We start from the raw sequence: 26,476 nt of genomic DNA on the forward strand, positions 1-26,476 counted from the left end.
CCTCGGTGCGCCGAGCCGGCACCCGCAGGCGTCAGTGCGCTGCGCTACGCGGACAGGACTCCGACCTCTCGCCACCCGTCGCGCACGGCCTCGACCTCGCGCGAGCCCGCACCGAATCGGCGCTCGGCCTGTCGCACGGTCTCGTCGGCGAACTGCGCGAACGTCGCGTCTTCGTCGAGTTCGCCCGACGTGAGCGTGTCGTACCAGATGCGCCCGACGTGCTCCCAGGCGAAGCCGCCCAGCTGCCGGGCGGCCAGGGCGAAGGCCCGGTTCGGGATGCCGGAGTTCAGGTGCACGCCCCCGTTGTCTTCGACCGTGTCGATGTAGTCGCGCATGTGCGCGGGCTGCGGGTCGCGGCCGAGCACGTCGTCGTCGTAGGCCGTGCCGGGCTCGATCATCGACCGGAGCGCGCGGCCCTGCACCTCGGCGGTGAAGATGCCCTCGCCGATGAGCCAGGTCGCCGCCTCGGCGTCTTGACCGAGCGCGTACTGCTCGACGAGCGCGCCGAACGCGTCGGAGACGTGCTCGTTGAGTGCGCCTGACTGGTCTTGGTAGCGCAGCTTCGCGGTGTGCTCGGTGACGCCGTGCGCGAGCTCGTGCCCGATGACGCTCAGCGAGTCGGTGAACCCGCGGAAGATCTCGCCGTCTCCGTCGCCGAAGACCATGCGCTCGCCGTCCCAGAAGGCGTTGTCGTACTTGTCGCCGAAGTGCACCGTCGCCTCGAGGGGCATGCCGCGCCCGTCGATCGAGTCGCGCCCGAACACGCGGTCGAACATGCGATGCGTGTCGCCGAGGCCGTCGTAGGCGTCGTCGACCGCGTCGTCGCCGGTGGCGCGTTCGCCCTCGCGGCGCACGAGCCGGCCGGGCAGCCGCTCGGTGCCCTCGGCGTCGGAGATGCGCCGATCCGGGTCGGACGGCGCGTCGGGCAGGGCGCTCGGCTGCCCCGGGTACGACTCGAGCGGAAGCCCCGGCGAGGTCGGTCCGAGCCGGGCGGGGGGCTCGCGCAGCAGGGCGCGGCGGGCGGCCTCGGCGGCGAGCGGGTACCGCGTGCCCGCGGCCTCGGCGATGCGGTCGAGCAGGTAGGGCGGAACGATCGTCGGCATGCGTCGATGCTGGCAGCAGCCCCCGACATCCGCTCGCCGCCGCGCCGCGCCGCGCCGCGCCACCGTCGACCAACCCCTGCCCCGAATCGACGCATCCGCCGAATGTCGGGCGTCGGCGGCGGCGCGCCGTCGCGAACGTCGGCGGGCCCGGCGCGTCGACGCCCGCATCCGACATTCGGCGAATGTCGAGGGGGGCACGCCGCATAGGCTGGTGTGGTGACCAACACCCCGCTGCTCGGCCTGCTGCTCGACGTCGACGGGCCCATCGCGAGCCCCGTGACCCGTTCGATCGCGATCCCGTCGATCGCGCGCGATCTCGCGACCCTCGCGAACGCGGGCATCCCGGTGATCTTCAACACGGGCCGATCCGACGCCTTCATCGCCGAGCAGGTCGTGCCGCCGCTCCTGGCGGCGGGGCTCGAGCCCGGCGCACCCGTGTGGGCGATCTGCGAGAAGGGCGCGGTCTGGGCCGCGATCGACACGAACGGCCTCGGCGAGGTGTTCGTCGACCTCGACCTCGCGATGCCGACCGAGTTCTCCGACGCCATGCGCGACTACGTCGGGGCGCACTTCGACGAGTTCGGCTTCTTCGACGAGACGAAGCGGGCCATGGTGTCGGTCGAGCAGCACGTGCACGTCGAGAACGCCGACTACCTCGCGGCGCAGCCGGGCTTCGACGACCACGCGCACGATGCGCTCGCCGCGCGCGGGTTCGGCACGGTGCGCGAGGGGCTCGAGCGACCGGATGCCGCGGGGCGCGTGCACTGGCGCATCGACCCCACGATCATCTCGACCGACATCGAGTCCGTGCGGCTCGGCAAGGACCTGGGCGCCGAGCGCGCCACGGCCCTGCTCGGCGAGCGAGACATCCGCCCGTTGCACTGGCGAACGGTCGGCGACTCGCGCGGTGACTACGCGATGGCGACGTGGCTGCACGAGCGCGGCGAGTCCGTGCGGCATGTCGACGTGCGTCCGGCCGACGGCATCCCGGCCACCGGGTACCCCGTGCTGACGGCGGGCGAGCTCATCCACGACGAGGCCGGGGCGGAGTTCCTCGCGAAGTGGGTCGAGGCCGTGCGCCGCGGCTCGCTCGCCGACGACGAATAGCGGCGAAGGGCGACGGGAGGCGACGATGGTGCGCACGGACGACGACGGAACCCGCGACGTCGCCGCGCTGCGGACGCATCCGCTCGCCCTGCTGCCGGCAGTGCTCGTGTGCGGCGCCGCGGTGCTGCTGTTCGGGTTCCTGCTGCCGATCGCGGGCTATGCGATGCTCGCCGCCGGACTGCTGATCGCGTGGCTCTGCGACCGCTCGGGCCGCACGGAACGCCTGCTCGCCGACCTCGCGCTCATCGCGATCGGGCAGGTGATCATCTCGACGGCGTCGATGAAGGCCGACCTGAGCGACGCGGGCATGGTGCGCTTCGCGGTCGTGCTCGGGCTCGCGGTGCTCGTGCCGTTCCTCATCTCGCGATTCCTGTACCGCGAACGCACGATCCGCTTCCCGTGGCGCACGGGCAACCGCTGGAACCGCACGCAGTGGCTCTACCTGATCTTCGTGACGCTCGCGGGCTGGCTGATCCTGCCGTTCTACTTCATCACCTCGGGGGTGTACCAGAACTGGCCGACCGTGACGGAGCCCGACGAGATCGGGCGCCTGCTGATCGGCGTCATCGCGGTCGGCACGTGGGACGAGCTGTTCTTCATCTGCACGGTGTTCGTGCTGCTGCGCCGCCACTTCCCGACCTGGCAGGCGAACCTGCTCCAGACGATCGTGTTCGTGTCGTTCCTGTGGGAGCTCGGCTACCAGTCGTGGGGGCCGCTGCTCACGATTCCGTTCGCGCTGATCCAGGGCTACACGTTCAAGCTCACGAAGTCGCTCGGCTACGTCTTCACCGTGCACATGCTCTTCGACGCGGTCGTGTTCGCCGTCATCGTGTACGCGCACACGGGGTGGCCGCCGATCTTCCTGCTCGCGCCCTAGCGCCGACCGGGCAGTGCGCTCAGGCGGCGGATGTCGCGGGCGCGCCGAGCTCGGCGACGATCCGCCGCACCGCCACGCGCCCGGCGCGGTTCGCTCCGACGGTCGACTGCGACGGGCCGTAGCCGATGAGGAACAGCCGCGGATCGTCGAGCGAACGCGTGTCGGCGACCCGGAACCCGCCCTGCGGGGTGCGCAGCCCGAGGGGGGCGAGGTGGGAAACCGCGGGGCGGAACCCGGTCGCCCAGAGGATGTCGTCGGCCGGCTCGAACGTGCCGTCGGGCATCCGCACGCCGTGCTCCTCGATCGCCGCGAACATCGGGTGCCGCACGAGCACGCCGCGCGCCTCGGCCGCGCGCGCCCACGGGGTCCAGTGCATGCCGGTGACCGAGATGACGCTGCCGGGCGGCAGGCCCATGCGCACGCGGGCCTCGACGCCCGCGATCGCGGCGGTGCGGGCGGGCAGGTCGAAGTCCTCCTCGACCCACTCGGGTTCGCGTCGGGTGACCCAGAACGTGTCGGCGACGTGGGAGATCTCGTCGAGGAGCTGCACGGCCGAGACCCCGGCCCCGACGATGACGACCCGCCGCCCGGCGAAGGCGTCGGCCGAGACGTAGTCGGCGACATGGAGCTGTCGTCCGCGGAAGCGGTCGGCCCCCGGAACCCAGGGCAGGAACGGGCGGGTCCAGGTGCCCGTCGCGTTGACCACGTACCGGGCGGCCCAGGTGCGCGTGCCGTTCGGCGTCTCGGTCTCGACCAGCAGTCGGCCGTTCGGGTCGTCGTCGGCCCGTCGGACGGCGCGGACCCGCACCGGGCGCTCGATCCGCAGGTCGAAGCGCCGTTCGTACTCGGCGAAGTAGGCCGGCAGCACATCCCTCGCGGATGCCGCGGGGTCGGCCGGCGGCACCGCGAATCCGGGCAACTCGTGGATGCCGTTGACGGTGGCCATGCGCAGCGACGCCCAGCGGTGCTGCCATGCCCCGCCCGGTGCGGCTTCGCCGTCGAGCACGACGAAGGTGCGGGTGGATGCCTCGGGGAAGCCGGATGCTTCAGGGGAGCCGGGTGCTTCGGGGGAACCGGGTGCTTCAGGGGAGCCCTCGACGGTGGCGGGTCCCGGCCGGCCCTGGGCGACGGAATGCTCGGCGCCGACGGGCGTGAACCCCCGCCGCCGGAGGTGATATCCGGCCGACAGCCCGGCCTGGCCCGCGCCGATCACGACGACGTCGACCGGGATCGCAAGCTCATGCACACGTATGGGAACGACGCTGCGCAGGGGCGTATTCCGGCAGGGCGGCGATCCGAGCCGACTCGGGGCATGCTGCGTGCCCAGCGGCGGCTCCGTCGAGGGACGGATGCCGTGGCATCCCCACTCGCTGAATCCACCGCACGAGGGACGCGCCCGTGCCGCCCCGCCTGATGGCATGGAGGCATGACCGAGCAGTCCACCCCGATCGTTCCCGCAGCCGCTCCGGGCACCCCGGCGCCCGCGCCGATCGAAGCGCCCGCCGCACCCGAATACGTCGCCGCGCCGATGCGCGCCGCTGCCCACGCGAACTCGGCTCCGGTGACCGTCGGCGCCTCGGCGTTGCCGTCGCGTCGCGAGGAGGCAGCGAACCGGCAGCGCGCGAAGAACGTCGCCGCCGCCCCGATCATGCCGACGCGGGTGCCGTGGCTCGCCGTAGGCGTGTTCGTCGTGATCGCGTTCGTCGGGGCCTGGCTCGTCGCCCTGCCGCTCTGGACCTCGGGCGAGGGCCTCGCGCATCCGCTCTTCGGGCTGCTCGCGCCGGCCATGATGTTCACCCCGGCACTCGCGACGCTCGTCGTCGTGCTGTGGGTGCGCCGCCCGGCGAGCATCCCGCGCTCGCTCGGCCTGTCACCGATCCGGCCGGCGGGGCGCACCTGGCTGTTCATCGCGCTCGCGTTCGTGGGCTTCACGGCGCTGCCGTTCCTCGCGATGCTGCTCGGGCACGCGCTCGGCATCATCCGGGTCGACCTCGTGGGGCTCAGCGGCGTGCAGGCCGTGATCGACGCGCTCACCGAGAGCGCGGGCGGGCAGGCGGTGCCGATCGACGCATCCGTGGTCGTGGTGATGACGCTCGTCTCCCTGCCGTTCCTGACCGCGATCAACAGCGTCGCCGCGTTCGGCGAGGAGATCGGCTGGCGCGGATGGCTCCTGCCGGCGCTGCGCCCGCTCGGCACCGTGCAGGCGCTGGTGCTCTCGGGTGCGATCTGGGGCCTCTGGCATGCGCCCCTGATCCTGCTCGGCTACAACTACCAGCGCACCGACCTGCTCGGGCTCGCGAGCATGGTCGCGTTCTGCGTGCTCACGGGCGTCGTGATCGGATGGATGCGGCTGCGCTCGGCGTCGGTGTGGCCCGCCGTCGTCGCGCACGGCGCGATCAACACGGCGACGACGCAGTTCCTGATCTTCGCCGACGCGGACTCGCTCGCCGACGGCGACGGCATCTGGGGGAGCGTGCTCGGCTGGCCGGGCTGGATCCTGCTCGCGGCGGCGATCGTCGTGCTCGTCGTTACTCGTCAGCTGTGGAAGCAGTCCGAGCCGGGGCTCACGCTCGCGGAGTCGCGCGTCTCGCCGGTCGCGTAGGCGCGCCGGCGCCGCATCGAGACCAGCGAAGGGCGGGTCTCGATACGCTGCGCTACTCGACCGGCGGGGTGACGGATGCCCCGTGCTCGCGCAGCCAGTCGAGCAGCACGACGGCGTGGTTCGCGTGCTCGTCGCGCGCACCGAAGAGCAGCGTGACACGCTCGTGCTCACGGCCGAGCTCGAGCAGCGCCTCGGCTGCCGGGTTCTCGTCGAGCTCCTGCCGATACCGCGCGGCGAAGCCGTCGAACGTCGCCTCGCGATCGGCCGCGTGGTGCCACTCGGTGCGCAGGTCGGGCGACGGCGCGACCTCCTTCATCCATGCGTCGAGTTCGGCGCGCTCCTTGCTCACGCCGCGTGGCCACAGCCGGTCGACGAGCACGCGGTATCCGTCGGATGCATCGGGCGGGTCGTAGACGCGCCTGGTGGTGAACGCCATGGGGCCAGTCTGGCACCGGTGCCGGGCGTTCTCGAGCGCGGGAGCCCACTCGCGCCCCACGCCCGCCACCGGCATCCGCTCGCCCTGTGGGTTCGCTGAGACCTGCGGACCTGCGCTTTCGCGACCTTCGCCGCAGGCGTACGCTGGAGTCAAGATTGTTACACAATCTGGATGGGGAGACGCGACAGATGAGCACCGCGAGCACCACCGGGATGCCGACCACCAGCACCAGCACCGACACGGGCGCCGACACCGCGACCACCGCCGCCTGGGCGGGCTTCGCCTCCGGCCCCTGGCAGGACGGCATCGACGTGCGCGACTTCATCCAGCGCAACTACACGCCCTACGAGGGCGATGCCGGCTTCCTCGCCGGCCCCACGGCGCGCACGACCGGCATCTGGGCGAAGCTCAGCGCGAAGTTCCCCGAAGAGCGCGAGAAGGGCGTCTACGACGTCGACCCGAACACCCCAGCGGGCATCACGGCCCACGCCCCCGGCTACATCGACCGCGACGCCGAGCTCATCGTCGGCCTCCAGACCGACGCCCCGCTCAAGCGCGCGATCATGCCGAACGGCGGATGGCGCATGGTCGAGGGCGCGCTCGACACCTACGGCTACCCGGTCGACCCCGTGCTCCGCGAGGTCTACACGACCCACCGCAAGACGCACAACCAGGGCGTGTTCGACGCCTACACGCCGAACGTCCGCGCCGCCCGCAGCTCCCACATCATCACCGGACTGCCCGACGCCTACGGCCGAGGCCGCATCATCGGCGACTACCGCCGCGTCGCGCTCTACGGAGTCGACGCGCTCATCGAGGCCAAGAGGACCGACAAGCTCCTGCTCGACACCACGCCGTTCAGCGAGTCCGTGGTGCGCGAGCGCGAGGAGCACGCCGAGCAGATCCGCGCGCTGGGCGAGCTGAAGCAGATGGCCGCGAGCTACGGCTTCGACCTCGGCCGCCCCGCCGAGACCGCCCAGGAGGCCGTGCAGTGGCTGTACTTCGGCTACCTCGCCGCAGTGAAGGAGCAGAACGGGGCCGCGATGTCGCTCGGCCGCGTCTCGACGTTCCTCGACGTCTACCTCGAGCGGGACCTCGCCGCCGGCGCGATCACCGAGGAGCGCGCGCAGGAGGTCGTCGACGACTTCGTCATCAAGCTGCGCATCGTGCGGTTCCTGCGCACCCCCGAGTACGACGAGCTGTTCTCGGGCGACCCGACCTGGGTCACCGAGACCATCGGCGGCATGGGCGAAGACGGGCGCACGCTCGTCACGAAGAACTCGTTCCGCATGCTCCAGACGCTCTACAACCTCGGCCCGGCCCCCGAGCCGAACATGACCGTGTTCTGGAGCGACCGGCTGCCCGAGGGCTTCAAGGCGTTCTGCTCGCAGGTGTCGATCGACACCTCGGCCGTGCAGTACGAGTCCGACGAGCAGATCCGTTCGGCATGGGGCGACGACGCCGCGATCGCCTGCTGCGTCTCGCCCATGGCGATCGGCAAGCAGATGCAGTTCTTCGGTGCCCGGGTGAACCTCGCGAAGACCATGCTCTACGCCATCAACGGCGGTCGCGACGAGGTCTCGGGCAAGCAGGTCGCCCCCGTGACCGCCCCGGTCGCCGAAGGCCAGCCGCTCGACTTCGACGACGTGTACGCCCGGTTCGACCGGACGATGGACTGGCTCGCCGAGACCTACGTCGAGGCGCTGAACGTCATCCACTACATGCACGACCGGTACGCGTACGAGCGCCTCGAGATGGCGCTGCACGACCGCGAGGTCCTGCGCACCATGGCGACCGGCATCGCGGGCCTCGCGGTCGCGACCGACTCGCTCTCGGCGATCAGGTACGCGAAGGTCGTGCCCGTGTTCGACGACCGCGGCATCGTGGTCGACTACGAGACCACCGGGGAGTTCCCGACCTACGGCAACGACGACGACCGGGCCGACGCCATCGCGGTCGACCTCGTCGAGCGGTTCATGGCGAAGGTGCGCACGCACCCGACCTACCGCGACTCGGTGCCGACCCAGTCGGTGCTCACGATCACCTCGAACGTCGTCTACGGCAAGGCCACCGGCAACACCCCCGACGGCCGCCGCGCGGGCGAGCCGTTCTCGCCGGGTGCGAACCCGATGAACGGGCGCGACCACCACGGCATGCTCGCCTCGGCGCTGTCCGTGGCGAAGCTGCCCTACCGCGAGGCGCAGGACGGCATCTCGCTCACGAGCACGATCATCCCGAGCGGCCTCGGTCGCACGCGCGACGAGCAGTTGGGCAACCTCGCCGGCATCCTCGACGCCTACTTCGGCGCGAACGGCTACCACATGAACGTCAACGTGCTCCAGCGCGAGATGCTCATCGACGCGATGGAGCACCCCGAGCAGTACCCCCAGCTCACGATCCGGGTGTCGGGCTATGCCGTGAACTTCGTGCGCCTGACGCGCGAGCAGCAGCTCGACGTGCTCAGCCGGACCTTCCACCGGTCATGAGCGCGACGATGCTCGCCCCGACCGGCGTGGCGCCTCAGGCGCTCCGTCGGTCGGCGGTGGGCCTCGGCATGCCGACGGCCGACGGCACGCGCGGTGAGCAGCTGCGCGCCCGCCGCGCCGGCGAGGTCGGCATGGTGCACTCGTGGGACCTCTCGACCGGGGCCGACGGGCCCGGCACGCGCATGACGGTGTTCCTCTCGGGCTGCCCGTTGCGCTGCCGCTACTGCCAGAATCCCGACACCTGGTTCGAGCGTGACGGCATGCCCGTCGGGGTCGCGGATGTCGCGGCTCGGCTCGAGCGGTACCGCGGCGTGTTCGCGGCCACCGGCGGCGGCCTCACCGTGAGCGGCGGCGAGCCGCTGCAGCAGCCCGCGTTCGTGGCGCGCCTGTTCCACGAGGCGAAGGCGCGCGGCATCCGCACCGCCCTCGACACGAGCGGGTTCCTCGGTCGCAACGCGACCGACGAACTGCTCGCCGACACCGACCTCGTGCTGCTCGACGTGAAGTCGGGCCTCGACGACGTGTACCGCGACACCACCGAGCAGGAGCTCGCCCCGACGATCGAGTTCGGCGACCGGCTCGCCGCGCTCGGCACCCCGGTGTGGGTGCGGTTCGTGCTCGTGCCCGGGCTCACCGACGGGTTCGACAACGTCGAGGCGGTCGCCGACCTCGTGGCCCGCTGGCCGAACGTCGACCGCGTCGAGGTGCTGCCCTTCCACCAGCTCGGCCGGTCGAAGTGGGAGGAGCTCGGACGCGAGTACACGCTCGCGGACACGCGCTCGCCCGACCCCGAACTCACCGAGCGCGTGCGCGGGCAGTTCCGGGCGCGCGGGCTCGAGACGACCTGACGTCCGACGGGCGCCCGTCGTGCCCGCGACGATTCGCCGCGGCATCCCGCAACTGGTAGACTCTTCAGGTTGCCGTGAAACGGCCGCGCATCAAGAGAGCTCAGGCATTCCGCCTCGGGCAGCGCGCAACGAAGAGAGAGGGGATCCCATCTATGGCACTCGAAGCAGACGTCAAGAAGGCGATCATCGAAGAGTACGCGACGCACCCCGGTGACACTGGATCCCCCGAGGTCCAGATCGCGCTCCTCACGAAGCGAATCAAGGACCTCACCGAGCACCTGAAGGAGCACAAGCACGACCACCACTCGCGTCGTGGCCTGCTCCTCCTCGTCGGTCAGCGTCGTCGTCTCCTCGGCTACCTCGCCGATGTCGACATCAACCGCTACCGCAAGCTCATCGAGCGTCTCGGCCTGCGCCGCTAAGCAGCACCCTGCCGCATCCGTGCGGCGCTGCGGCTCTCGTTGAACCCGCGAGCTTCTTGCGAAAGCCCCCCGCCCGCTCTTCGGAGCCGGCCGGGGGCTTTCGTCATTTCCCGGTGACGGATGCCGCAGGCGGGCAGGTGGACGCCGCCCCGTGTCATCGGGTGTCCTCCGGTCGCGCCAGAATGTTCGGGTGCCCCGACGCCGCCGTTCCCGACGCCTCTCCCTGCCCGCCTTCCTCGTGATCGTGCTCGCGGTCGCCGTCTGGGTGTACCTCTACGGCCCAGAGGGCACGAGGTCCGAGGCGGGTGACTGGTGGGCGCCGTCGGCGCCGAGCGCGACCTCCGGCGCTCCCGACGTCGTGACGTCGAACCCCGACCTCGCCGCCTTGGTGGTCGCCGGGCCAGGCTCGACGACGCCGTACGACCGCGACCTGTTCGGTGCGGCGTGGGCCGACGTCGACGGCAACGGCTGCGACACGCGCAACGACGTGCTGATCCGCGACCTCGTCGACATCGCGTTCCGTGCCGACAGCAACGGCTGCATCGTGCGCACCGGCACGCTGCACGATCCGTACACGGGTGCCGTGATCTCGTTCGTGCGCGGGCCCGACACCTCCGAAGCCGTGCAGATCGACCACGTCGTGCCGCTCTCGTACGCATGGCAGCACGGCGCGTCGACGTGGACCGACGTGCAGCGCACCGCGTTCGCGAACGACCCCGCGAACCTCTCGGCGGTCGACGGCCCGGCGAACCAGTCGAAGTCCGACTCCGGCCCGGCCGAATGGATGCCGCCGCAGGGCGGCTACGCCTGCACGTACGTCGACCGGTTCGCCGGCGTGCTGCTCGCGTACGGGCTCACCGTCTCGCCCGCGGACTACGCGGCGATGACGACGGTCGACGCCGGCTGCCCATGAGCCCGGGCCGCCGGAGCGAATCCGTCGGCGCCGGGCTCGGCGCAGGCGCTCACTCGACGATCGCCATCTCGCGCGGGGTGACGTTGAACCGGCGCGCGCCGTCGGCCGTGACCGTGACGATGTCCTCGATGCGCACGCCGAAGCGCCCGGGCAGGTAGATGCCTGGCTCGATCGAGAAGCACATGCCGGGTCGCATGGGCAGCTGCTCGCCCTCGACCATGTACGGCGGCTCGTGGGTCGTGAGCCCGATGCCGTGGCCGACGCGATGGATGAACTGCTCGCCGTAGCCGGCATCGGTGATGACCGCGCGCGCCGCACGGTCGACCTCCTGGCAGGCCACGCCGACGCGGACGGACTCGAATCCGGCCTGCTGCGCGCGTTGCACGATCTCGTGCACCTCGCGCTCCTCGTCGGTGGGTTCGCCCACGTGCACGGTGCGCGTCGTGTCAGACCCGTAGCCGTGCTTGAGGCCGCCGAAGTCGAGCACGACCATGTCGCCGTGCTCGATGACGCGGTCGCCCATCTCGTGGTGCGGGTTCGCGCCGTTCGGGCCGGAGCCCACGACGGTGAAGTCGACCTGCGAGTGCCCGAACCGACGCAGGAGGTCGGCGAGGTCGAGTCCGACCTCGGTCTCGGTGCGGCCCGCGAAGCGCACGCCGAGGATCTCGCCGTAGGCCGCGTCGGCTGCTGCGCCGGCGGCGGCGAGGCGCGCCAGCTCGTCGTCGTCCTTGATCGCCCGCAGCATCGGGATCTCGGCGGTCATCGAGCCGTAGGTCGTGTCGGGCAGGTGCGCCTGCAGTCCGAGCAGGTGCATGGCCCAGGCGGAGTCCGACAGGGCGTAGCGTCCGGGGCCGAGCAGTCGAGCCGTGGCCTCGTACGGGTCGCTGCCGTCGGTCCAGTCGGCGAGCGCGAACACCGCGGAACCGGGAGACTCCTCGGCGTCGGGTCGCTCGAGCTTCGGCACGATCATCGTCGGTTCGCCGTCGACCGGCACGACGAGCATCGTGATGCGCTCGGTGATCGCGACGGGCGCGTATCCGCTGAGGTAGAGCAGGTCGGGGCCGGGGGTGAGCAGCAGGCCGGTCAGCCCCGCCTCGCGAGCGGCCTCGGCGGCGCGTCGCAGCCTGGTCTCGAAGTCGGCTGCGGTGAACGGCGCGGGTTCGGCGCTCCCGGTCGGATCCGACATGCGCTGGCCCCCTCGCCCGGTCGCCTCGGAAGCGGCCGACGGGGGCGAATCTACTCCGCTTCGGCGCGAGCCCGATAGGCGCGCACGGCCATGCGGTTGCCGCAGCGCGTGGTGCAGAAGCGGCGCGAGCCGTTCTTCGAGAGGTCGACGTAGAGGCTCTCGCAGTCGTCGGCGTCGCAGATGCGCAGACGCTCCATCTGGTCGGAGCGGATGACGTCGACGAACGCCATCGCCGCCTCCACGAGGATGCGCGTGGCGAGCGGCTCGTCGAGCGCGGTCGCGTGGATGTGCCAGTCGAGGTCGTCGTGGCGCACGAGCCGGGGGAGCGCGTGCGCGTCGGCGAGCAGGGCGTTCACGGCGTCGGCCGCGTCGTCGCGGTCGAGCAGCCAGATCGTGCGGAGCTGCGTGCGGGCGTCACGCACTTCGCCGAGCTCGCGCGCGTCGCGGTCGTGCCGGCCCGAGTACTTCCAGGTCGTGATGAGCGCGCTCAGCTGGGCGATCGTGCGCAGCTCGTCGTCGCCGGAGTCGGATGCCGAGGCATCCGTGTCGGTGATGGCCGCGACGAAGGCGAGCGCCGACTCCGTGTCATGGGTGAAAAACATTTGACTCCTGACTTGGTGCACGAGTACTGTCACGAGCATAACGACTTTCGGGCATGACATGGGCTCGAGATCGCGAGCACGGCGCACGACCCACACGAACGAACCATCATCGACGGAACGGCAACGCAATGCGGGCATCACGCGGCATCCTCGGCATCGCGCTCGGCCTCGGGTCGGGCCTCGCGTTCGGCGCGGGCGGCGCCGTCGTCAAACCCCTGCTCGAGTCGGGCTGGTCGCCCGGCGCGGCCGTCTTCTTCCGCGTGCTCGTGGGGGCGCTGCTGCTGCTCGTGCCCGGCCTCGTCGCCCTGAAGTTCGACCTGCGGCCGCTCTGGCGCGCGAAGTGGACCGTGCTGACCTACTCGGTCGTCGCGGTCGCGGGCGTGCAGCTCGCGTTCTACATGTCGATCTCGCGCATCCCCGTGAGCACGGCGCTGCTCATCGAGTACCTCGCGCCCGTCGCGCTCGTCGCGCTGGCCTGGGTGCGCACGCGGCACGTGCCGCAGTTCGTGGTGCTCGCAGGCTCGGTCGTCGCGATCGTCGGTCTCGTGCTCGTCATCGGGCCCGCCGGCGGCGCACTCGACCCGCTCGGCATCGCGTTCGCCGCCATCGCGATGATCGGCGTGGCCGTCTACTACGTGCTCGGCGAACGCAGCGATACGGGCATCCCGCCGATCTCGCTCGCCGCGGTCGGCCTGTTCATCGGATGCCTCGTGCTCGGCACCTCGCTGCTGGTCGGCCTCGTGCCGTTCGAGGCGAACTTCACGACGATGCCGTACTTCGGCGGCAGCGCGCCGTGGTGGGTGCCCGTGCTGACGGTGGGCGCGGTCTCGACCGCGTTCGCGTACGTCGCCGGCATCCAGGCGATCCAGATCCTCGGCACGCGGCTCGCGTCGTTCCTCGGGCTCTCCGAGGTCGTCTTCGCCGGAATCGTCGCGTGGATCCTGCTCGGCGAGGCGATCGGCCCCGTGCAGATGCTCGGCGGGCTGCTCATCCTCGGCGGCATCGTGCTCGTGCGCTTCGAGCGCCCTGCACTCGCGGTCGCGCCCGACCTCGTGCCGGGCGCGACGCCCGCCGTCGAACCCGACCTGTCGTTCGACCCCGAGCCGCTGCCGGGCGAGTTCCCGAGCGGTCCGGGCGGGTCGGCCGGATCCGGCGGCACCGGCGCTGCGGCGCGGACGATGAGCCCCGCCGAGCGGCCCGCGACGTAGGCTTCGACCATGCGCTTCGGCATCTGCATCCTGCCCCAATACGACTGGCCAGAGGCCGCCCGACTGTGGCGTGGAGCCGAGGCGTACGGCTTCGACCACGCGTGGACGTACGACCACCTCTCGTGGCGCTCGCTCGCCGGTGAGCGCTGGCATGCGACGGTGCCCACCCTCACGGCGGCCGCGATGGTCACCGAGCGCATCGAGCTCGGCACGTTCGTCGCCTCGCCGAACTTCCGGCATCCGGTGCCGTTCGCGAAGGACATCGCGACCGTCGACCAGATCGCCGGCGGGCGCGTGCTGCTGGGCGTCGGCTCGGGCGGTACGGGCTTCGACGCGACCGTGCTGGGCGAGCGCGAGCTGACGTCCGTCGAGCGGTTCGAGCGGTTCGCCGAGTTCACCGAGGCCCTCGATGTGCTGCTGCGCTTCGAGGATCCGGATGCCGCGGCATCCGACGCCGAGGGCATCTCATTCGACGGCGACTGGTACCGGGCGGTGAACGCGCGCATGGTCGGGGCGCCCGCGCAGGCCCCGCGCATGCCCCTGCTCATCGCCGCCGACGGACCCAGGGCCATGGCGCTCGCCGTGCGCCTCGGCGACGGTTGGGTCACGACGGCCGGCTCGATCGACGACACCGAAGAGTGGTGGGCCTACGCCGCGAAGCTCTCGCGGCGGCTCGACGATGCCTGCGAGGCGGCCGGGCGCGACGCCGCGGGCATGTCGCGCACGCTGCTGCTCGACTCGTCGGCGCGGTACGCCCTCGAGAGCGTCGACGCCTTCGAAGACGCCGTCGGCCGTGCAGCCGCGCTCGGCTTCACCGACGTCGTCGTGCACTGGCCGCGCGCAGACGGCATCTACGCGGGCAGCGAAGTGGTGCTCGACGAGGTCGCGTCTCGTCTGCCCGCGCTCCGCTGACGGCTCGGCCGGCTGCTCCGCTGGGAGCCGCGCCACAGGTTCGCTTCGCTACGCTGGCAGGCATGCCCGCACCCCGCTCGAAGTCCCTGTTCGCGTGGGAGCCGCTCCCGTATCTCGTGGTGCTCGTGCTGCTGATCCTCACCGGCCTCGTGCGACCCTCGTCGCCGACGTGGCTGTTCTGGCCGTTCACGCTGCTGCTCGTCGCCGCGATCGCGTGGCTCGCGGTCGGGTTCGTGCAGCAGGGCCGCGACCGCTCGAATCCCGATCGATGGGGCGAGCTGGCCACGCTCGACGGCCTGGAGATCATCGACGCGCCCGGCCGGGCGCGCGAGGTGCGATCGGTGATCGCGGTCGCCGACGTGCACCGGCATCAGGCGGCGATCGACCTCGCGCGCATCCACGGCGGCGCAGACCAGCACGCCGTGCTCGTGCCGCGCGCGAGCCGTTGGCTCTCGAAGCGATACCGGGTCGGCGTGCAGCTCGTGGGCGGCGATCGGCCGCGTCACGCGGGGTTCCTGTCGGATGCCTCGGCCGAGCCCTGGCTCGACCGGCTCGACGCCCTGCGGCTCGACGGCGCGTTCGTGCGCGTCCCGGCCCGCATCACGGGCGACGCCCGCCCCTTCGGGGTCGACCTCGACGCGAGCGGACTCGCGGAGGCACTGGCGTCGTCGAGGGCCTAGACGGCCGAACGGGGCATCCGCTCGCTCAGGAGGCGGGCGTGCCTGCGCCCTCGGGCTGCTCGGCGGACTCGGCCGCGATCTGCTCGCGCACGAGGTCCATGTCGAGCGCGCGGACCTGCGAGACGAGGTCGTCGAAGACGGGCCGCGGCAGCGCGCCGGCCTGGGCGAAGACGCCGATTCCGTCCTTGAAGGCCATGATCGTCGGGATCGACGTGATGTTCATCGCCGCGGCGAGCTGCTGCTGGTCTTCGGTATCGACCTTCGCGAACACGAGGTCGGGGTTCGCCTCGGATGCGGCCTCGTAGTTCGGTGCGAACTGCAGGCACGGACCGCACCAGCCGGCCCAGAAGTCGACGAACACGGTGCCGCCCTCGAGGATCGTCTTCTCGAAGGTCTCAAGCGTCAGGGGAACGGTAGCCATTGCTCCAGCGTACGTTCCACCCATGTGAGGACGCCCGATGTTCGCTCACGGCGACGGCGAACGCCGCCACCGCAGGCCTTTCGCGCACGAATCCTGCGTCCTCGCGGCTGAGAGCGCGTTCTCGTGCGCAGCCGCACCTCGGGGGTTCCGGGATCCGTCGCGCCCGACCTATGCTGGCCCCCCAAACGGGTGTCAACGGGTGACATCCGTGCGGAAGGGAACATGATGCACCGATCTGCACCACGATCCAGAACTGCCAGAACGCTCGCGATCGGCGCCGCCTCGGCGCTGGCGCTCGCCCTCGTTCCAGCCGGTGCGGCCTTGGCCGGCGGCTCGTCGAACAAGTGCGACAACCGCAACAACAACACGATCTCGAAGCTGCTCGAGTGCGCCTCGGCGAACGGGGTGGTGGAGCACCTCGAGGAGTTCCAGTCGATCGCCGACGCGAACGGCGGCAACCGCGCCGCCGGGTTGCCCGGCTACGACGCGAGTGTCGACTACGTGGTCGACACCCTCGAGGACGCCGGGTGGAACGTCACCCTCGACGAGTTCCCGTTCACCTTCATCGGGCCGTCGACGCTCGCGCAGACCGCGCCGATCACCGCCGACTACGAGACGGGCTCGTTCACGGGCACCGGCTACGGCCCGATCGACGGCACGATCGTGCCCGTCGACGTGGTGCTCACCGCCCCGTACGAGCCGGTCACGAGCGGGTGCGAGCCCGCCGACTTCACCGCGCTCGACTTCAGCGGGCCGAACGACATCGCGCTGATCCAGCGCGGCACGTGCGAGTTCGGCGTCAAGGCGCGCAACGCGCAGGATGCCGGCGCCGAGGCGGTCATCATCTTCAACCAGGGCAACACCCCCGAGCGCTCGGGCCTGATCACGGGCACGCTGTTCGGTGCGAACACCGAGCCGCTGGACATCCCGGTCGTCGGTGCGAGCTTCGAGCAGGGCGTCGCCCTCGCGCAGGCGGGCTCGACGGCTTCGATCTTCGTGCCGGCTCCCGAGGAGCGGCCGCAGGTCAACGTCATCGCGGAACTGCCTGGCAAGAACGACTCCAACGTCGTCATGGCCGGTGCGCACATCGACTCGGTGCAGGCGGGTCCGGGCATCAACGACAACGGCAGCGGTTCCGCCGCGTTGATCGAGATCGCCCAGGCGCTCGGCAAGCTGAAGCCCGAGAACACGCTGCGGTTCGCGTGGTGGGGTGCGGAGGAGAGCGGCCTGCTCGGCTCGGCGGCCTACGTCGACGGCCTGTCGCAGCCCGAGAAGGACGACATCGCCCTGTACCTCAACTTCGACATGATCGCGTCGCCGAACTCCATCTTCATGGTCTACGACAGCGACGAGTCGGGCTACGAGGCGCCGGTCGTGGTGCCGGAGGGGTCGGTGGCCATCGAGGATCTCTTCGAGAGCTACTTCACGCTCATCGGCAAGCCGTACGACGACGCGGAGTTCTCGGGTCGCAGCGACTACGAGGCGTTCATCCTGAACGGCATCCCGGCGGGCGGCCTGTTCACGGGAGCCGAAGTCGTCAAGACCGAGCAGCAGGCGGCGATCTGGGGCGGCACGGCCGGTGAGCAGTTCGACCAGTGCTACCACCTCGTGTGCGACACGATCGACAACATCGACAAGAACGCCCTGTACGTGAACATGGGCGCCATCGCCACGGCGGTGCTGACGTACGCGTACTCGACCGAGGACGTCAACGGCGTCAAGGGCAAGAAGCTGCCGTTCAAGCTGCTCCCCGAGCCTGCGGGCCCGGAGGGCACCGTCGGCGGCGGTGGCGGGCTCGCGCCCGACCACGGGCATTCCCACGGTCCGCTCGACGCGGCGTAGCAGTCCGGGGAGTGCGAGCGGGGGTGCCTTCGGGCACCCCCGCTTCGTGCGCTCGAGGCCCGAGGGCCGCATTCGGAGGCTCGCTCGGAATCGACGCGACGCGGTGGGAATAGTGTGGCCGGGACATCCGTTGGACCCGATGTATGCAAATGCATATAGTTGAAGGATCAGACGGAACACCCAGGAGGGGCGCCATGCAATTCGGAATCTTCACGGTCAGCGACATCACCCAGGATCCGACGACCGGGCGCACCCCGACCGAGGCCGAGCGCATCCAGGCGACGCTGACGATCGCCAAGCACGCGGAAGAGGTCGGGCTCGACGTCTTCGCGCTCGGAGAGCACCACAACCCGCCGTTCTGGTCGAGCTCGCCCACGACGACGCTGGCCTACATCGCCGGCCAGACCTCGAAGCTGCAGCTGACCACGTCGACCACGCTCATCACGACGAACGACCCCGTGAAGATCGCGGAGGACTTCGCGATGCTGCAGCACGTCTCGAGCGGCCGCGCCGACATCATGCTCGGCCGAGGCAACACCGGCCCGGTCTACCCGTGGTTCGGCAAGGACATCCGCCAGGGCCTGCCGCTCGCCATGGAGAACGTCGAGCTGCTGCACCGCCTCTGGAACGAAGACGTCGTCGACTGGCAGGGCCGGTTCCGCACGCCGCTGCAGGGCTTCACGTCGACGCCCCGCCCCCTCGACGGCGTCGCCCCGTTCGTCTGGCACGGCTCGATCCGCACGCCCGAGGTCGCCGAGCAGGCCGCGATGTACGGCGACGGCTTCTTCGCCAACCACATCTTCTGGCCCGCGTCGCACACGCAGCGCATGGTCGCCCTCTACCGTCAGCGCTTCGAGCACCACGGCCACGGCACCGCCGCGCAGGCGATCGTCGGTCTCGGCGGCCAGGTCTTCATGCGCAAGAACTCGCAGGACGCGGTGCGCGACTTCCGCCCCTACTTCGACAACGCGCCCGTCTACGGGCACGGCCCGAGCCTCGAGGACTTCACGCAGCAGACCCCGCTCACGGTCGGCAGCCCGCAGGAGGTCATCGATGGCACGCTCGGGTTCCGCGACTACGTCGGCGACTACCAGCGCCAGCTCTGGCTCATCGACCACGCCGGACTGCCGCTGAAGACCGTGCTCGAGCAGCTCGACCTGCTCGGCGAAGAGGTCGTGCCCGTGCTGCGTCGCGAGTTCGCGAAGAACCGCCCCGCCGAGGTGCCGGATGCCCCGACCCACGCCTCGCTCGTCGCCGCCAAGTACGGCGACCAGGCGCCCCGACAGGCCACGCCGAACGCGAACCGCGGCGACAACCTCGCCGGCCCCTCGCCCTACCAGGACGCCCAGGCCACCACGCCCGCACCCGCACCCGTCAAGACCGGCTCGGCCTTCGGCCCCGCCGCCACGCGATAAGGAGCACGACCATGACCGACACCACCGCCGCCAAGCGCATCGTCGTCATCTCGTCTGGCCTGTCGACCCCGAGCTCGACCCGCCAGCTCGCCGACCGGCTCGCCGCCGACGCCGCGAGCATCCTGACCGAGCGCGGCGTCGCGGTCGAGGTGCAGACGTTCGAGCTGCGTGACCTCGCCCACGACATCACGAACAACCTGCTGCTGGGCTTCGCACCCCCGAAGCTCGAGGAGGCCCTCGAGGCGGTCGCCTCGGCCGACGGCCTCATCGCCGTCTCGCCGATCTTCACCACGAGCTATGCGGGCCTGTTCAAGTCGTTCATCGACGTGATCGACACCCAGGCACTCACCGACCTGCCCGTGCTGCTCGGCGCGACCGGCGGCACGCCTCGCCACTCGCTCGCCATCGACTACGCGATGCGCCCGCTGTTCACGTACCTGCACGCGGTCCCCGTGACCACGGGCGTCTACGCGGCGACGAGCGACTGGGGCGACGGCGGCGACGGCGTGCGCTCCCTGCCCGACCGCATCTTCCGCGGCGCGAAGGAGTTCGCCGACCTCGTCGAGCGCACCGACCGGTCGAGCCTCGTGAACGACCCGTTCGCGCTCGACCGGCAGACCGGTCACCTCATCGGCGGTCTTTCGGGGGAGTGACCCGATCCGGAGGCCCCGGCGCCGCACTCGGCGTCGGGGCCTCCGTCGCACCCGCTCGGCGAGCGGCGAACGCATCGAGTGCGGCGATGAGCCGGTCGACGCAGAGCCCGAGCACGATGGCCACCGGGATCGACACGAGCGTGGCCACCAGCGGCTGATCGCCGAACGCGGCGCCGATGAGCGCCCCGATGCCGACGTTGTAGCAGGCCCATGCGACCCCGGCCGCGAGCGAGAGCGGAAGGTACCGTCGCAACGGCACCCCGCCCGCACCGGCCGCGAGGTTCACCGCGATGCGCGCGAACGGCACGTACCTCGCCGTGAAGACGAGCACGGCCGTGCGACGGTGCACCGTGATGCGCGCTCGCTCGAGCGCCCGGTGCACGCGGCCGCGGCGCTGCCACGACCAGCGGTCGAGCCCGACCCGCCGCCCGATGAGGTAGCAGCACAGGTCGCCGACGACGGCGCCGGCGGCCGCCACCGGCACCACCGCCCAGAGCGACGGCGATCCCGTCGACGCGGCGAGGGCGCCGAGCGCCACGACGAGCGTCTCGCTCGGCAGCACCACGAGGAAGGCGTCGCCCACGACGAACGCGAACAGCACGGGCAGCACCCACGGCGAAGCGCTGATCGCGTCGAGGTCCACGCGTCGGTTGTACCCGGTGGAGGTGAACGGCAGGTTCCGGATGCCGCGGGCGGCCCGCCGCGGCATCCGTTCGCAGATGCACCGCCGGGTTCGTCGGGTCGCTACTCGCCGATGAGCGAGTCGGGCGCGAGGTCCCAGACCTTGTCCGGCGGCGGCGGGGCCTTCGTCTCGAAGCGCGGAACCAGGTGCTTCGCCGGCACCAGGGCGCGCACCGAGCCGCGACGCGGCGGAGTCGACGGGAGACCCCGGCAGCGGATGCCGCGCTCAGCCGCTCTTGCGGCGGAACTCCTGCTTCGTCGAGGCGTTGCCCTGCGCGTGGTCGACGGCGCTGCGGCCGTCGAGGTGCGCCTCGCCGCGGTGCTGCTGCTTGTTCTTGCGCTCGAGGGCCTCGCGGAACTTGCGCTTGACGTCGTCGGAGGGCCCCGTGGTCGCCTGGTCGTCGTCGCTACTCATGCTTCGAGTCTAGGTGCGCCCGGTCGAGTCGGCAGCCCGGCTCACGCCAGCGTGAGGTCGCGGGAGCGGAATCGCCAGAGGCCGAGCGCCCAGAGCGCGAGCGCCACGAGCGACAGCACGACGAGCGGCATGGCGTCGAGCTCGACGCCGGGGACGCGCGGCGTCGCGGCGATGGGCGTCGCCTCGATGACCTCGTCGGACAGCGAGAACAGCGGGCCGAACATGGCGATGACCACGCTCGCGCCGTAGACGATCCACGTGATGAGGATCGCCTGGTGCGGCAGCCAGCCGGTGAGCAGCACGGTCACGCCGACGAGCAGCAGCAGGCTCGGGATGTAGGCCGTCGACGCCGCCGTGATGCGCAGCACCTGGTCGGGGTCGCCCTGCGTCGCGGCGAACGCGAGCCCGAACACGAGTCCCGACGCCACGAGGATCACGACGCCCCAGACCGCGGCGAGCAGGAAGCGCGTGAGCGCCCAACGCGTGCGCGAGACCGCGCCCGCGAGCTGCGGCTCCAGCCGTCCCGACGCCTCTTCGAGTCGCACCGAGCACGAGCTCTGCACCGCGAACGCCGCAGCGACCATGACCGTGGCCATGACGAAGAGACCGACGATGCCGTCGAGCATCGAGTCGGCCTGCCCCATGAACGCCTTCGCGAAGGCGTTGCCGGAGTCGAGGAGGTCGGACATCGCCGAGGCGACGCCGCCGTAGAACAGGCCGCCGACGAGGCCGCCGAGCAGCCACCCGATCATGGGCCCGCGCTCGAGGCGCACGGCGAGTCCGAGGGGCGTGGCGAGCGAGCGGGAGGCGCGCGCCGGCCCCGGGCGGTCGGGCAGCACGCCCGCGCCGACGTCGCGGCGCGACTCGATGAGGCCGGCCACGAGGCATCCGCCGACGCCGAGGCCGACGAGCAGCAGCATCGGCCACCACACGTTCTCGCCGAACGAGCGCATGTTCTGCGCCCAGCCGATGGGCGACGCCCAGCTCAGCGGGCTGGGGGTGTCGCCCTCGGCCTGCACGTCGGCGATCGCGCGCACGAGGTACGAGGCGCCGAGCACGATCGAGGCCAGCGAGTTCGCCGCGCGGCTCGTCGAGGTGAGCTGCCCGGCGAGCGCCGCGATCCCGAGGAACGCGATGCCGACGCCGGCGATCGAGGCGCCCATCGCGAGCGAGCCCTCGGCGGGCAGGCCGAGGCCGATGCACGTGAGCCCGATGAGCAGGCCGATCGCGACGCTGAGGCCGCCCACGACGAGCTGGTTCGCGAGGCTGTAGGCGTGGTGGCCGACCGCCCCGGCGCGGATGAGCTCCGTGCGCCCGGCCTCCTCTTCGGCGCGCCCGTTGCGCGTGACGAGGAAGATCGAGGCGAACCCGATCGAGACCGCGAGCGTCATCCAGATCTTGATGTTCAGGATGCCGCCGAGCGTGCCTGCGCCGTAGGGGAGTCCCGTGAGCGCAGCCACCGCCGGAGTGTTGGCGACCGCCGCGTACGCGTCGCGCGACTCCTGCGTGGGGAACGCGACGCGCTGGGACTCGTAGACCATCGCGACCATGCCGACGAGCACGATCACCCAGAGGGCGAGGCGCAGCCAGTTGCGGCGCAGGATGAAGCGCGACAGCTCGGGGAAGGCGGTGAACGCCGCGACCGGGGGCGTGTGCCCGGGGGTCGAGGACGACGGCCGCGAGGGTGCGGGTGCGAGCGCGGTCATGATGCGCTCACCGACTCGTCGGCGGTCTCGGCCGAGGGCAGTTCGACGCCGTAGTGGCGCAGGAAGAGCTCCTCGAGCGACGGCGGCGTCGTCACGAGCGACCGCGGCGAACGGCCGGCGAGGTCGGCCAGCACGCCGCCGAGGTCGGCGTCGTCGACCGTGAAGCTCACGCGCTCGCCGTCGGCGACGAGGTCGTGCAGGTCGGTGCGCTCCGCGAGGGTGCCCGCGCCGTGCGGCAGCAGCACTGACACCGACGTGCGGTGCAGGTGGCGGAGGTCGGCGAGCGACCCCGACTCGACCGTGCGGCCCGCGCGGATGATCGTGACCTGGTCGCACAGCTTCTCGACTTCGGCGAAGATGTGGCTCGAGAGCAGCACGCTGCGGCCCTCGCGCGCGAGCCCCCGCACGACGTCGGTGAACACGCCCTCCATGAGCGGGTCGAGGCCGGACGTGGGCTCGTCGAGGATCAGCAGCTCGGCGTCGGAGGCGAGCGCGGCGACGAGCGCGACCTTCTGCCGGTTGCCCTTCGAGTACGCGCGGGCCTTCTTCGACGGGTCGAGGTCGAACCGCTCGACGAGCTCGTCGCGCCTCGTGCGGTCGACCCCGCCGCGCAGTTTCGACAGGATGTCGATCGCCTGCCCGCCCGTGAGGTTCGGCCAGAGGTTCACGTCGCCTGGCACGTAGGCGATGCGACGGTGGAGCTCGACCGCCTCGCGCCACGGGTCGCCGCCGAGCAGTCGCGCGGCCCCGGCATCCGCTCTCGCGATGCCGAGGAGGATGCGGATGGTCGTCGACTTGCCCGAGCCGTTGGGTCCGAGGAAGCCCATGACCTGACCCTGGTCGACGCGGAGGTCGAGCCCGTCGAGCGCGGTCACGGCGCCGAAGCGCTTGACCAGGCCCTCGACCTCGATGGCGGGGGTGGATGCTGCGTTCATGACGACTCCTTGAGGTAGTCCAGGTACTGGTTGAGGTAGGACTCGTCGGCGAAGACGCCGTACGTGTAGAGCTCGATCGACGGGAGGGCGATCTGCTCGAAGGTCTTGGCGAGCACGGTCTTGAAGTCGGTGAGCTCGATCTCGGGATGCATCGAGAGCATCACGACGAGCCCGCCGACCGATTGGGTCACCATCAGTCGCGCGCGCCCGACCGGGTCGAGGCTCGGGCGGAGCATGCCGTCGGCGACCGCCCGCTCGGAGTAGGCGACGGCGTCGTCGATCAGGTGCTCGATGAACGCCCTGCCCGCCGCGCTGCCGTCCTGCACGCTGCGGAGGATGTAGACGAGCATGGCGCCGTGCTCGTCGGCCTCGGCGAGCTGGGCCATGGCGTTGGCGGGGGACTCGAGGCCGACGGTCTTGAGCGAGCGATGGCGTTCGAGCACGGCTTCGTCGCACTCCGCACGCAGGGCGTCCTTCGAGCCGAAGTGGTGGCGGATGAGTCCGGCGCTGACCCCGGCACGGGCCGCGATCGTGCGCACGGATGCCCCGAACCCCTCGGCCGCGAAGCACTCGACGGCGGCGTCGCGCAGGCGTGCGCGAGTCGTCAGGTCGCTCGGGGTCGGGTCGGGCGCGGCGACCGTCTCGTCGCTCGGAACCGCCTCGGCTATACGCATGTATCGGATGCTACACGCGTGTATAGCCGACGTCCAGTGGGACGGATCGCCAACCCCGGGCGACCAGCAGGTGAACCTTCGCCGACCACGGCCCGGATGTGCGAAACCACGCCCGATCAGGCCCCACGCTGGTCGTGTGAAGGTCGCACTCCTCGCAGAATCGTTCCTCCCGCACATGAACGGCGTGACGCATTCCCTGCTCCAGGTGCTCCGCCACCTCGAGCGGCGCGGCCACGACGCCCTCGTCATCGCTCCACGGTCCGGGACCGCCGACCCCTCGCTCGAGCACTCCCTGCACGGAGCCAGGAGCGTGCTGCTGCCCTCGGTCCCGCTGCCGACCTACCCCGACGTGCGCGTCACGCTCGCCGGCGCGCACCGGCTCGCCGCACTCCTGCGCGAGCACGAGGCCGACGTCGTGCACCTCGCCTCGCCGTTCGTGCTCGGCTGGCGGGGCGTGCTCGCCGCGGAGATGCTCGGCATCCCGTCGGTCGCCGTCTACCAGACCGACATCCCCGCGTACGCGGAGCGGTACGGAGTACCGGGCGCCGCACCCGCGCTCGCGCGGCACATGGCGAGGCTGCACCAGCGCGCGACGGTCACGCTCGCGCCGTCCACCTCGGCCGTCGACCGGCTCACCGCGCTCGACGTCGATCCCGGCCGCATCGAGCTGTGGCGGCGGGGCGTCGACACCGAACGGTTCGCCCCGACCCGGCGCACCGCGACCTGGCGACGCGACGTGGCGGGCGCCGCGGGCGACGAGATCGTCGTCGGCTACGTCGGCCGCCTCGCCCCCGAGAAGCAGGTCGAGGACCTGCGCGCGATCGCCGACCTCCCGCGCACCCGGCTGGTCGTCGTCGGAGACGGCCCATCGCGGCCCGTGCTCGAACGGATGCTGCCGAGCGCCGTGTTCACCGGGTTCCTCGGCGGCGACGCGCTCGCCGAGGCAGTCGCCGGTTTCGACGTGTTCGTGCACCCCGGCGAGAGCGAGACGTTCTGCCAGACGATCCAGGAGGCGCTCGCGAGCGGGGTGCCCGTCGTCGCGACCGGTCGCGGCGGCCCCCTCGACCTCGTCTCGAACAGCGTCGACGGGTGGGTCTACCGCCCCGGCGACCTCGCGGAGTTCCGCGAGCGCGTGCGCGACCTCGTCGGCGACGACGCCAAGCGCCGCGCGTTCGCCGCCAATGCGCGGGCCGCAGTGCTCGGGCGGGGATGGGACGTGCTCTGCGACGAGCTCCTCGGGCACTACGGGCGCGCGGCCGCAGCAGCCGGGCGGATCCCCGAGCCCGGACATGCGGCCGCATCCCGTGCGCCACGCCCGCCCGCGTCCCGCGGCACCGCGCCGGCCGTCACCCGCGAGCGCCGCGTCGTGGCATCCGCCCCTCCCACATCGGTGCCGGCGATGCGGGACCGAACGCCCGTACCGCCGCGCTGGACCCGGTTCGTCGCCGTCGGCGACTCGCTGAGCGAGGGGCTCTGCGACACCTCTCGCATGGCCGCGGGGGAGTACCGCGGCTGGGCCGACCGCCTCGCGATGCTGCTCGCGCTCGCGAGCCCGACCGGCGATCGCGTCTCGTACGCGAACCTCGCCGTGCGCAGCCGCAAGGTCGCCGACGTCGTCGAGGCGCAGGTGCCGCACGCGATCGAGCTCGGAGCCGACCTCGTGAGCGTGCTGATCGGCGGCAACGACCTCGTCGGGCCCCGACCCGACGTGCACGCGCTCGCCGATCGGCTGGCGACCTCGGTCGCCGCGGTGCGCGCCACCGGTGCCGACGTGCTGCTCGTCACCCCGTTCATGCCGCAGCGGCCCGCCTCGCGCCTGTACGAGCGCCGGATCGCGGCCTTCGCCGACCGCATCGTCGGCATCGGCCATGACACCGGCGCGATCGTGCTCGACGTGGCCGCGCTGCCCGCGCTCACGGTGAAGGGCATGTGGGCCGAGGATCGCGTGCACCTGAACTCCGCCGGGCACCGCGCGCTCGCCTACGAGGCCGCCCGGAAGCTCGGGGTCCCGGATGCCGCGGCGCTCGCCGGACTCGAGCAGGCCGCGCACGAGGCCGACGCCCACGGCGTGGTCGCCGAGGGTGCGGTCGCCGACCGCCACGCGAGCGATGCGGAATGGCTCGTGCGCACGCCGTTCCGTGGGTGGCACGGCGGCTGCGCGGACGCACGGCGGGCGACGGGCGCGAGGCGAAGCGCCCGGAACTGTCGCCCGTGCTCGGCGTCGCCGATGCGACATCCGCTGTTCACGGGTGAAAAACCGGGCCTCTGCTAGGCTGGTTCAGGTTGCCGAACGGTCTCCGCGCAGGTGCGCGGCGCCGACCGGCGGCTGACGGAGCAGGCCGGCAGGAAGCT

25 protein-coding genes are annotated in these 26,476 nt (G+C 71.6%); 14 read left to right on the top strand and 11 right to left on the bottom strand.

Translation table 11 applies throughout. The annotated features are described in order from the left end of the window. Positions 1-44 precede the first annotated feature (44 nt). Entirely contained in the window at positions 45-1,103 is a 1,059-nt protein-coding gene (locus BM342_RS17460) for a M4 family metallopeptidase (protein ID WP_092968379.1), read from the bottom strand. A 216-nt stretch (positions 1,104-1,319) separates the two neighbouring features. Between BM342_RS17460 and BM342_RS17465 the strand changes: the two genes are divergently transcribed. Both BM342_RS17465 and BM342_RS17470 read left to right on the top strand, forming a co-directional pair. After that, a complete protein-coding gene (locus tag BM342_RS17465; protein WP_092968847.1) occupies positions 1,320-2,210 on the top strand; it encodes a Cof-type HAD-IIB family hydrolase in 891 nt (296 codons plus the stop codon). Between the two features lie 25 nt (positions 2,211-2,235). Beyond that, on the top strand, positions 2,236-3,087 hold the full coding sequence (locus BM342_RS17470; RefSeq protein ID WP_218154955.1) for a CPBP family intramembrane glutamic endopeptidase: 852 nt from the start codon (positions 2,236-2,238) through the stop codon (positions 3,085-3,087). A gap of 19 nt (positions 3,088-3,106) precedes the next feature. Here the strand turns inward: BM342_RS17470 and BM342_RS17475 are convergent, their stop codons facing one another. Beyond that, positions 3,107-4,333, bottom strand: a complete 1,227-nt coding sequence (locus BM342_RS17475; protein ID WP_177232242.1) for an FAD-dependent oxidoreductase — start codon at positions 4,331-4,333, stop codon at positions 3,107-3,109. 180 nt (positions 4,334-4,513) lie between these two features. On the opposite strand from BM342_RS17475, the gene BM342_RS17480 reads away from it, so the two are divergent. After that, complete coding sequence (locus tag BM342_RS17480) at positions 4,514-5,689, top strand: CPBP family intramembrane glutamic endopeptidase (protein ID WP_255368900.1); 1,176 nt, start codon at positions 4,514-4,516, stop codon at positions 5,687-5,689. 52 nt (positions 5,690-5,741) lie between these two features. Here the strand turns inward: BM342_RS17480 and BM342_RS17485 are convergent, their stop codons facing one another. Further along, positions 5,742-6,125 (bottom strand): DUF488 domain-containing protein, encoded by a 384-nt coding sequence (locus BM342_RS17485; protein WP_092968381.1) that lies wholly within the window; start codon positions 6,123-6,125, stop codon positions 5,742-5,744. Between the two features lie 212 nt (positions 6,126-6,337). On the opposite strand from BM342_RS17485, the gene pflB reads away from it, so the two are divergent. The 4 genes from pflB (at position 6,338) to BM342_RS17505 (ending at position 10,794) form a co-directional block, all read left to right on the top strand. Continuing rightward, positions 6,338-8,611 (top strand): formate C-acetyltransferase, encoded by a 2,274-nt coding sequence (gene pflB, locus BM342_RS17490; protein WP_092968863.1) that lies wholly within the window; start codon positions 6,338-6,340, stop codon positions 8,609-8,611. After that, positions 8,608-9,459 (top strand): pyruvate formate-lyase-activating protein, encoded by an 852-nt coding sequence (pflA, locus tag BM342_RS17495; protein WP_092968383.1) that lies wholly within the window; start codon positions 8,608-8,610, stop codon positions 9,457-9,459. Before pflB ends, pflA begins: the two co-directional genes overlap by 4 nt. 152 nt (positions 9,460-9,611) lie before the next feature. Continuing rightward, a complete protein-coding gene (gene rpsO, locus BM342_RS17500; RefSeq protein WP_056658110.1) occupies positions 9,612-9,881 on the top strand; it encodes a 30S ribosomal protein S15 in 270 nt (89 codons plus the stop codon). A 190-nt stretch (positions 9,882-10,071) separates the two neighbouring features. After that, entirely contained in the window at positions 10,072-10,794 is a 723-nt protein-coding gene (locus BM342_RS17505; RefSeq protein ID WP_092968385.1) for an HNH endonuclease family protein, read from the top strand. Positions 10,795-10,843: 49 nt separating this feature from the next. On the opposite strand, the gene BM342_RS17510 is transcribed toward BM342_RS17505, so the two are convergent. Together BM342_RS17510 and BM342_RS17515 are read right to left on the bottom strand one after the other, a co-directional pair. After that, a complete protein-coding gene (locus tag BM342_RS17510) occupies positions 10,844-11,980 on the bottom strand; it encodes an aminopeptidase P family protein (RefSeq protein ID WP_092968390.1) in 1,137 nt (378 codons plus the stop codon). 50 nt (positions 11,981-12,030) lie between these two features. Further along, positions 12,031-12,582: a CGNR zinc finger domain-containing protein gene (locus BM342_RS17515; protein WP_092968391.1), complete on the bottom strand. Its 552-nt coding sequence runs from the start codon at positions 12,580-12,582 to the stop codon at positions 12,031-12,033. A gap of 128 nt (positions 12,583-12,710) precedes the next feature. On the opposite strand from BM342_RS17515, the gene BM342_RS17520 reads away from it, so the two are divergent. The 3 genes from BM342_RS17520 to BM342_RS17530 all read left to right on the top strand — a co-directional run bounded on the left by BM342_RS17520 (position 12,711) and on the right by BM342_RS17530 (position 15,382). Further along, positions 12,711-13,790 carry an EamA family transporter gene (locus BM342_RS17520; RefSeq protein WP_092968392.1) on the top strand — a complete coding sequence of 360 codons (1,080 nt, stop codon included), beginning with the start codon at positions 12,711-12,713 and terminating at the stop codon, positions 13,788-13,790. Between the two features lie 9 nt (positions 13,791-13,799). Continuing rightward, positions 13,800-14,702, top strand: coding sequence for an LLM class flavin-dependent oxidoreductase (locus BM342_RS17525; RefSeq protein WP_092968393.1), 903 nt, complete (start codon positions 13,800-13,802; stop codon positions 14,700-14,702). A 62-nt stretch (positions 14,703-14,764) separates the two neighbouring features. Then, positions 14,765-15,382 (top strand): hypothetical protein, encoded by a 618-nt coding sequence (locus tag BM342_RS17530; RefSeq protein WP_092968394.1) that lies wholly within the window; start codon positions 14,765-14,767, stop codon positions 15,380-15,382. 25 nt (positions 15,383-15,407) lie between these two features. On the opposite strand, the gene BM342_RS17535 is transcribed toward BM342_RS17530, so the two are convergent. Then, the gene (locus BM342_RS17535; RefSeq protein ID WP_092968395.1) at positions 15,408-15,803 is read right to left on the bottom strand and encodes a thioredoxin family protein; all 396 of its coding nucleotides are present in this window, start codon (positions 15,801-15,803) and stop codon (positions 15,408-15,410) included. A 225-nt stretch (positions 15,804-16,028) separates the two neighbouring features. On the opposite strand from BM342_RS17535, the gene BM342_RS17540 reads away from it, so the two are divergent. From BM342_RS17540 to BM342_RS17550, 3 genes are all read left to right on the top strand, one after another. After that, positions 16,029-17,645 (top strand): M28 family metallopeptidase, encoded by a 1,617-nt coding sequence (locus tag BM342_RS17540; RefSeq protein ID WP_218154956.1) that lies wholly within the window; start codon positions 16,029-16,031, stop codon positions 17,643-17,645. Positions 17,646-17,839: 194 nt separating this feature from the next. Then, positions 17,840-19,060, top strand: coding sequence for an LLM class flavin-dependent oxidoreductase (locus BM342_RS17545; protein WP_092968398.1), 1,221 nt, complete (start codon positions 17,840-17,842; stop codon positions 19,058-19,060). Between the two features lie 11 nt (positions 19,061-19,071). Beyond that, positions 19,072-19,713, top strand: a complete 642-nt coding sequence (locus BM342_RS17550; RefSeq protein WP_092968400.1) for an FMN reductase — start codon at positions 19,072-19,074, stop codon at positions 19,711-19,713. On the opposite strand, the gene BM342_RS17555 is transcribed toward BM342_RS17550, so the two are convergent. The 5 genes from BM342_RS17555 to BM342_RS17575 form a co-directional block, all read right to left on the bottom strand. Further along, complete coding sequence (locus BM342_RS17555; protein WP_255368902.1) at positions 19,688-20,356, bottom strand: DedA family protein; 669 nt, start codon at positions 20,354-20,356, stop codon at positions 19,688-19,690. The two genes, BM342_RS17550 and BM342_RS17555, sit on opposite strands and share 26 nt — an antisense overlap. 264 nt (positions 20,357-20,620) lie before the next feature. Continuing rightward, on the bottom strand, positions 20,621-20,809 hold the full coding sequence (locus BM342_RS17560; protein WP_092968406.1) for a DUF5302 domain-containing protein: 189 nt from the start codon (positions 20,807-20,809) through the stop codon (positions 20,621-20,623). A 41-nt stretch (positions 20,810-20,850) separates the two neighbouring features. Next, the gene (locus BM342_RS17565) at positions 20,851-22,515 is read right to left on the bottom strand and encodes an ABC transporter permease (protein WP_092968408.1); all 1,665 of its coding nucleotides are present in this window, start codon (positions 22,513-22,515) and stop codon (positions 20,851-20,853) included. Beyond that, a complete protein-coding gene (locus BM342_RS17570) occupies positions 22,512-23,450 on the bottom strand; it encodes an ABC transporter ATP-binding protein (protein ID WP_092968410.1) in 939 nt (312 codons plus the stop codon). Before BM342_RS17570 ends, BM342_RS17565 begins: the two co-directional genes overlap by 4 nt. Next, positions 23,447-24,124 carry a TetR/AcrR family transcriptional regulator gene (locus BM342_RS17575; RefSeq protein ID WP_177232243.1) on the bottom strand — a complete coding sequence of 226 codons (678 nt, stop codon included), beginning with the start codon at positions 24,122-24,124 and terminating at the stop codon, positions 23,447-23,449. Before BM342_RS17575 ends, BM342_RS17570 begins: the two co-directional genes overlap by 4 nt. Before the next feature lie 136 nt (positions 24,125-24,260). Between BM342_RS17575 and BM342_RS17580 the strand changes: the two genes are divergently transcribed. Continuing rightward, entirely contained in the window at positions 24,261-26,396 is a 2,136-nt protein-coding gene (locus BM342_RS17580) for a glycosyltransferase (RefSeq protein ID WP_218154957.1), read from the top strand. Positions 26,397-26,476 lie beyond the last annotated feature (80 nt).

This window comes from Agromyces sp. CF514 (assembly GCF_900113185.1).
Lineage (GTDB): Bacteria > Actinomycetota > Actinomycetes > Actinomycetales > Microbacteriaceae > Agromyces.

Coding starts and splice junctions, on each gene's coding strand:
- BM342_RS17460 (WP_092968379.1), bottom strand. CDS start 1,103: ATGCCGACGATCGTTCCGCCCTACCTGCTCGACCGCATCGCCGAGGCC.
- BM342_RS17470 (WP_218154955.1), top strand. CDS start 2,236: ATGGTGCGCACGGACGACGACGGAACCCGCGACGTCGCCGCGCTGCGG.
- BM342_RS17480 (WP_255368900.1), top strand. CDS start 4,514: ATGACCGAGCAGTCCACCCCGATCGTTCCCGCAGCCGCTCCGGGCACC.
- BM342_RS17485 (WP_092968381.1), bottom strand. CDS start 6,125: ATGGCGTTCACCACCAGGCGCGTCTACGACCCGCCCGATGCATCCGAC.
- pflB (WP_092968863.1), top strand. CDS start 6,338: ATGCCGACCACCAGCACCAGCACCGACACGGGCGCCGACACCGCGACC.
- pflA (WP_092968383.1), top strand. CDS start 8,608: ATGAGCGCGACGATGCTCGCCCCGACCGGCGTGGCGCCTCAGGCGCTC.
- rpsO (WP_056658110.1), top strand. CDS start 9,612: ATGGCACTCGAAGCAGACGTCAAGAAGGCGATCATCGAAGAGTACGCG.
- BM342_RS17510 (WP_092968390.1), bottom strand. CDS start 11,980: ATGTCGGATCCGACCGGGAGCGCCGAACCCGCGCCGTTCACCGCAGCC.
- BM342_RS17515 (WP_092968391.1), bottom strand. CDS start 12,582: ATGTTTTTCACCCATGACACGGAGTCGGCGCTCGCCTTCGTCGCGGCC.
- BM342_RS17520 (WP_092968392.1), top strand. CDS start 12,711: ATGCGGGCATCACGCGGCATCCTCGGCATCGCGCTCGGCCTCGGGTCG.
- BM342_RS17525 (WP_092968393.1), top strand. CDS start 13,800: ATGCGCTTCGGCATCTGCATCCTGCCCCAATACGACTGGCCAGAGGCC.
- BM342_RS17530 (WP_092968394.1), top strand. CDS start 14,765: ATGCCCGCACCCCGCTCGAAGTCCCTGTTCGCGTGGGAGCCGCTCCCG.
- BM342_RS17535 (WP_092968395.1), bottom strand. CDS start 15,803: ATGGCTACCGTTCCCCTGACGCTTGAGACCTTCGAGAAGACGATCCTC.
- BM342_RS17540 (WP_218154956.1), top strand. CDS start 16,029: ATGCACCGATCTGCACCACGATCCAGAACTGCCAGAACGCTCGCGATC.
- BM342_RS17545 (WP_092968398.1), top strand. CDS start 17,840: ATGCAATTCGGAATCTTCACGGTCAGCGACATCACCCAGGATCCGACG.
- BM342_RS17550 (WP_092968400.1), top strand. CDS start 19,072: ATGACCGACACCACCGCCGCCAAGCGCATCGTCGTCATCTCGTCTGGC.
- BM342_RS17560 (WP_092968406.1), bottom strand. CDS start 20,809: ATGAGTAGCGACGACGACCAGGCGACCACGGGGCCCTCCGACGACGTC.
- BM342_RS17565 (WP_092968408.1), bottom strand. CDS start 22,515: ATGACCGCGCTCGCACCCGCACCCTCGCGGCCGTCGTCCTCGACCCCC.
- BM342_RS17570 (WP_092968410.1), bottom strand. CDS start 23,450: ATGAACGCAGCATCCACCCCCGCCATCGAGGTCGAGGGCCTGGTCAAG.
- BM342_RS17575 (WP_177232243.1), bottom strand. CDS start 24,124: ATGCGTATAGCCGAGGCGGTTCCGAGCGACGAGACGGTCGCCGCGCCC.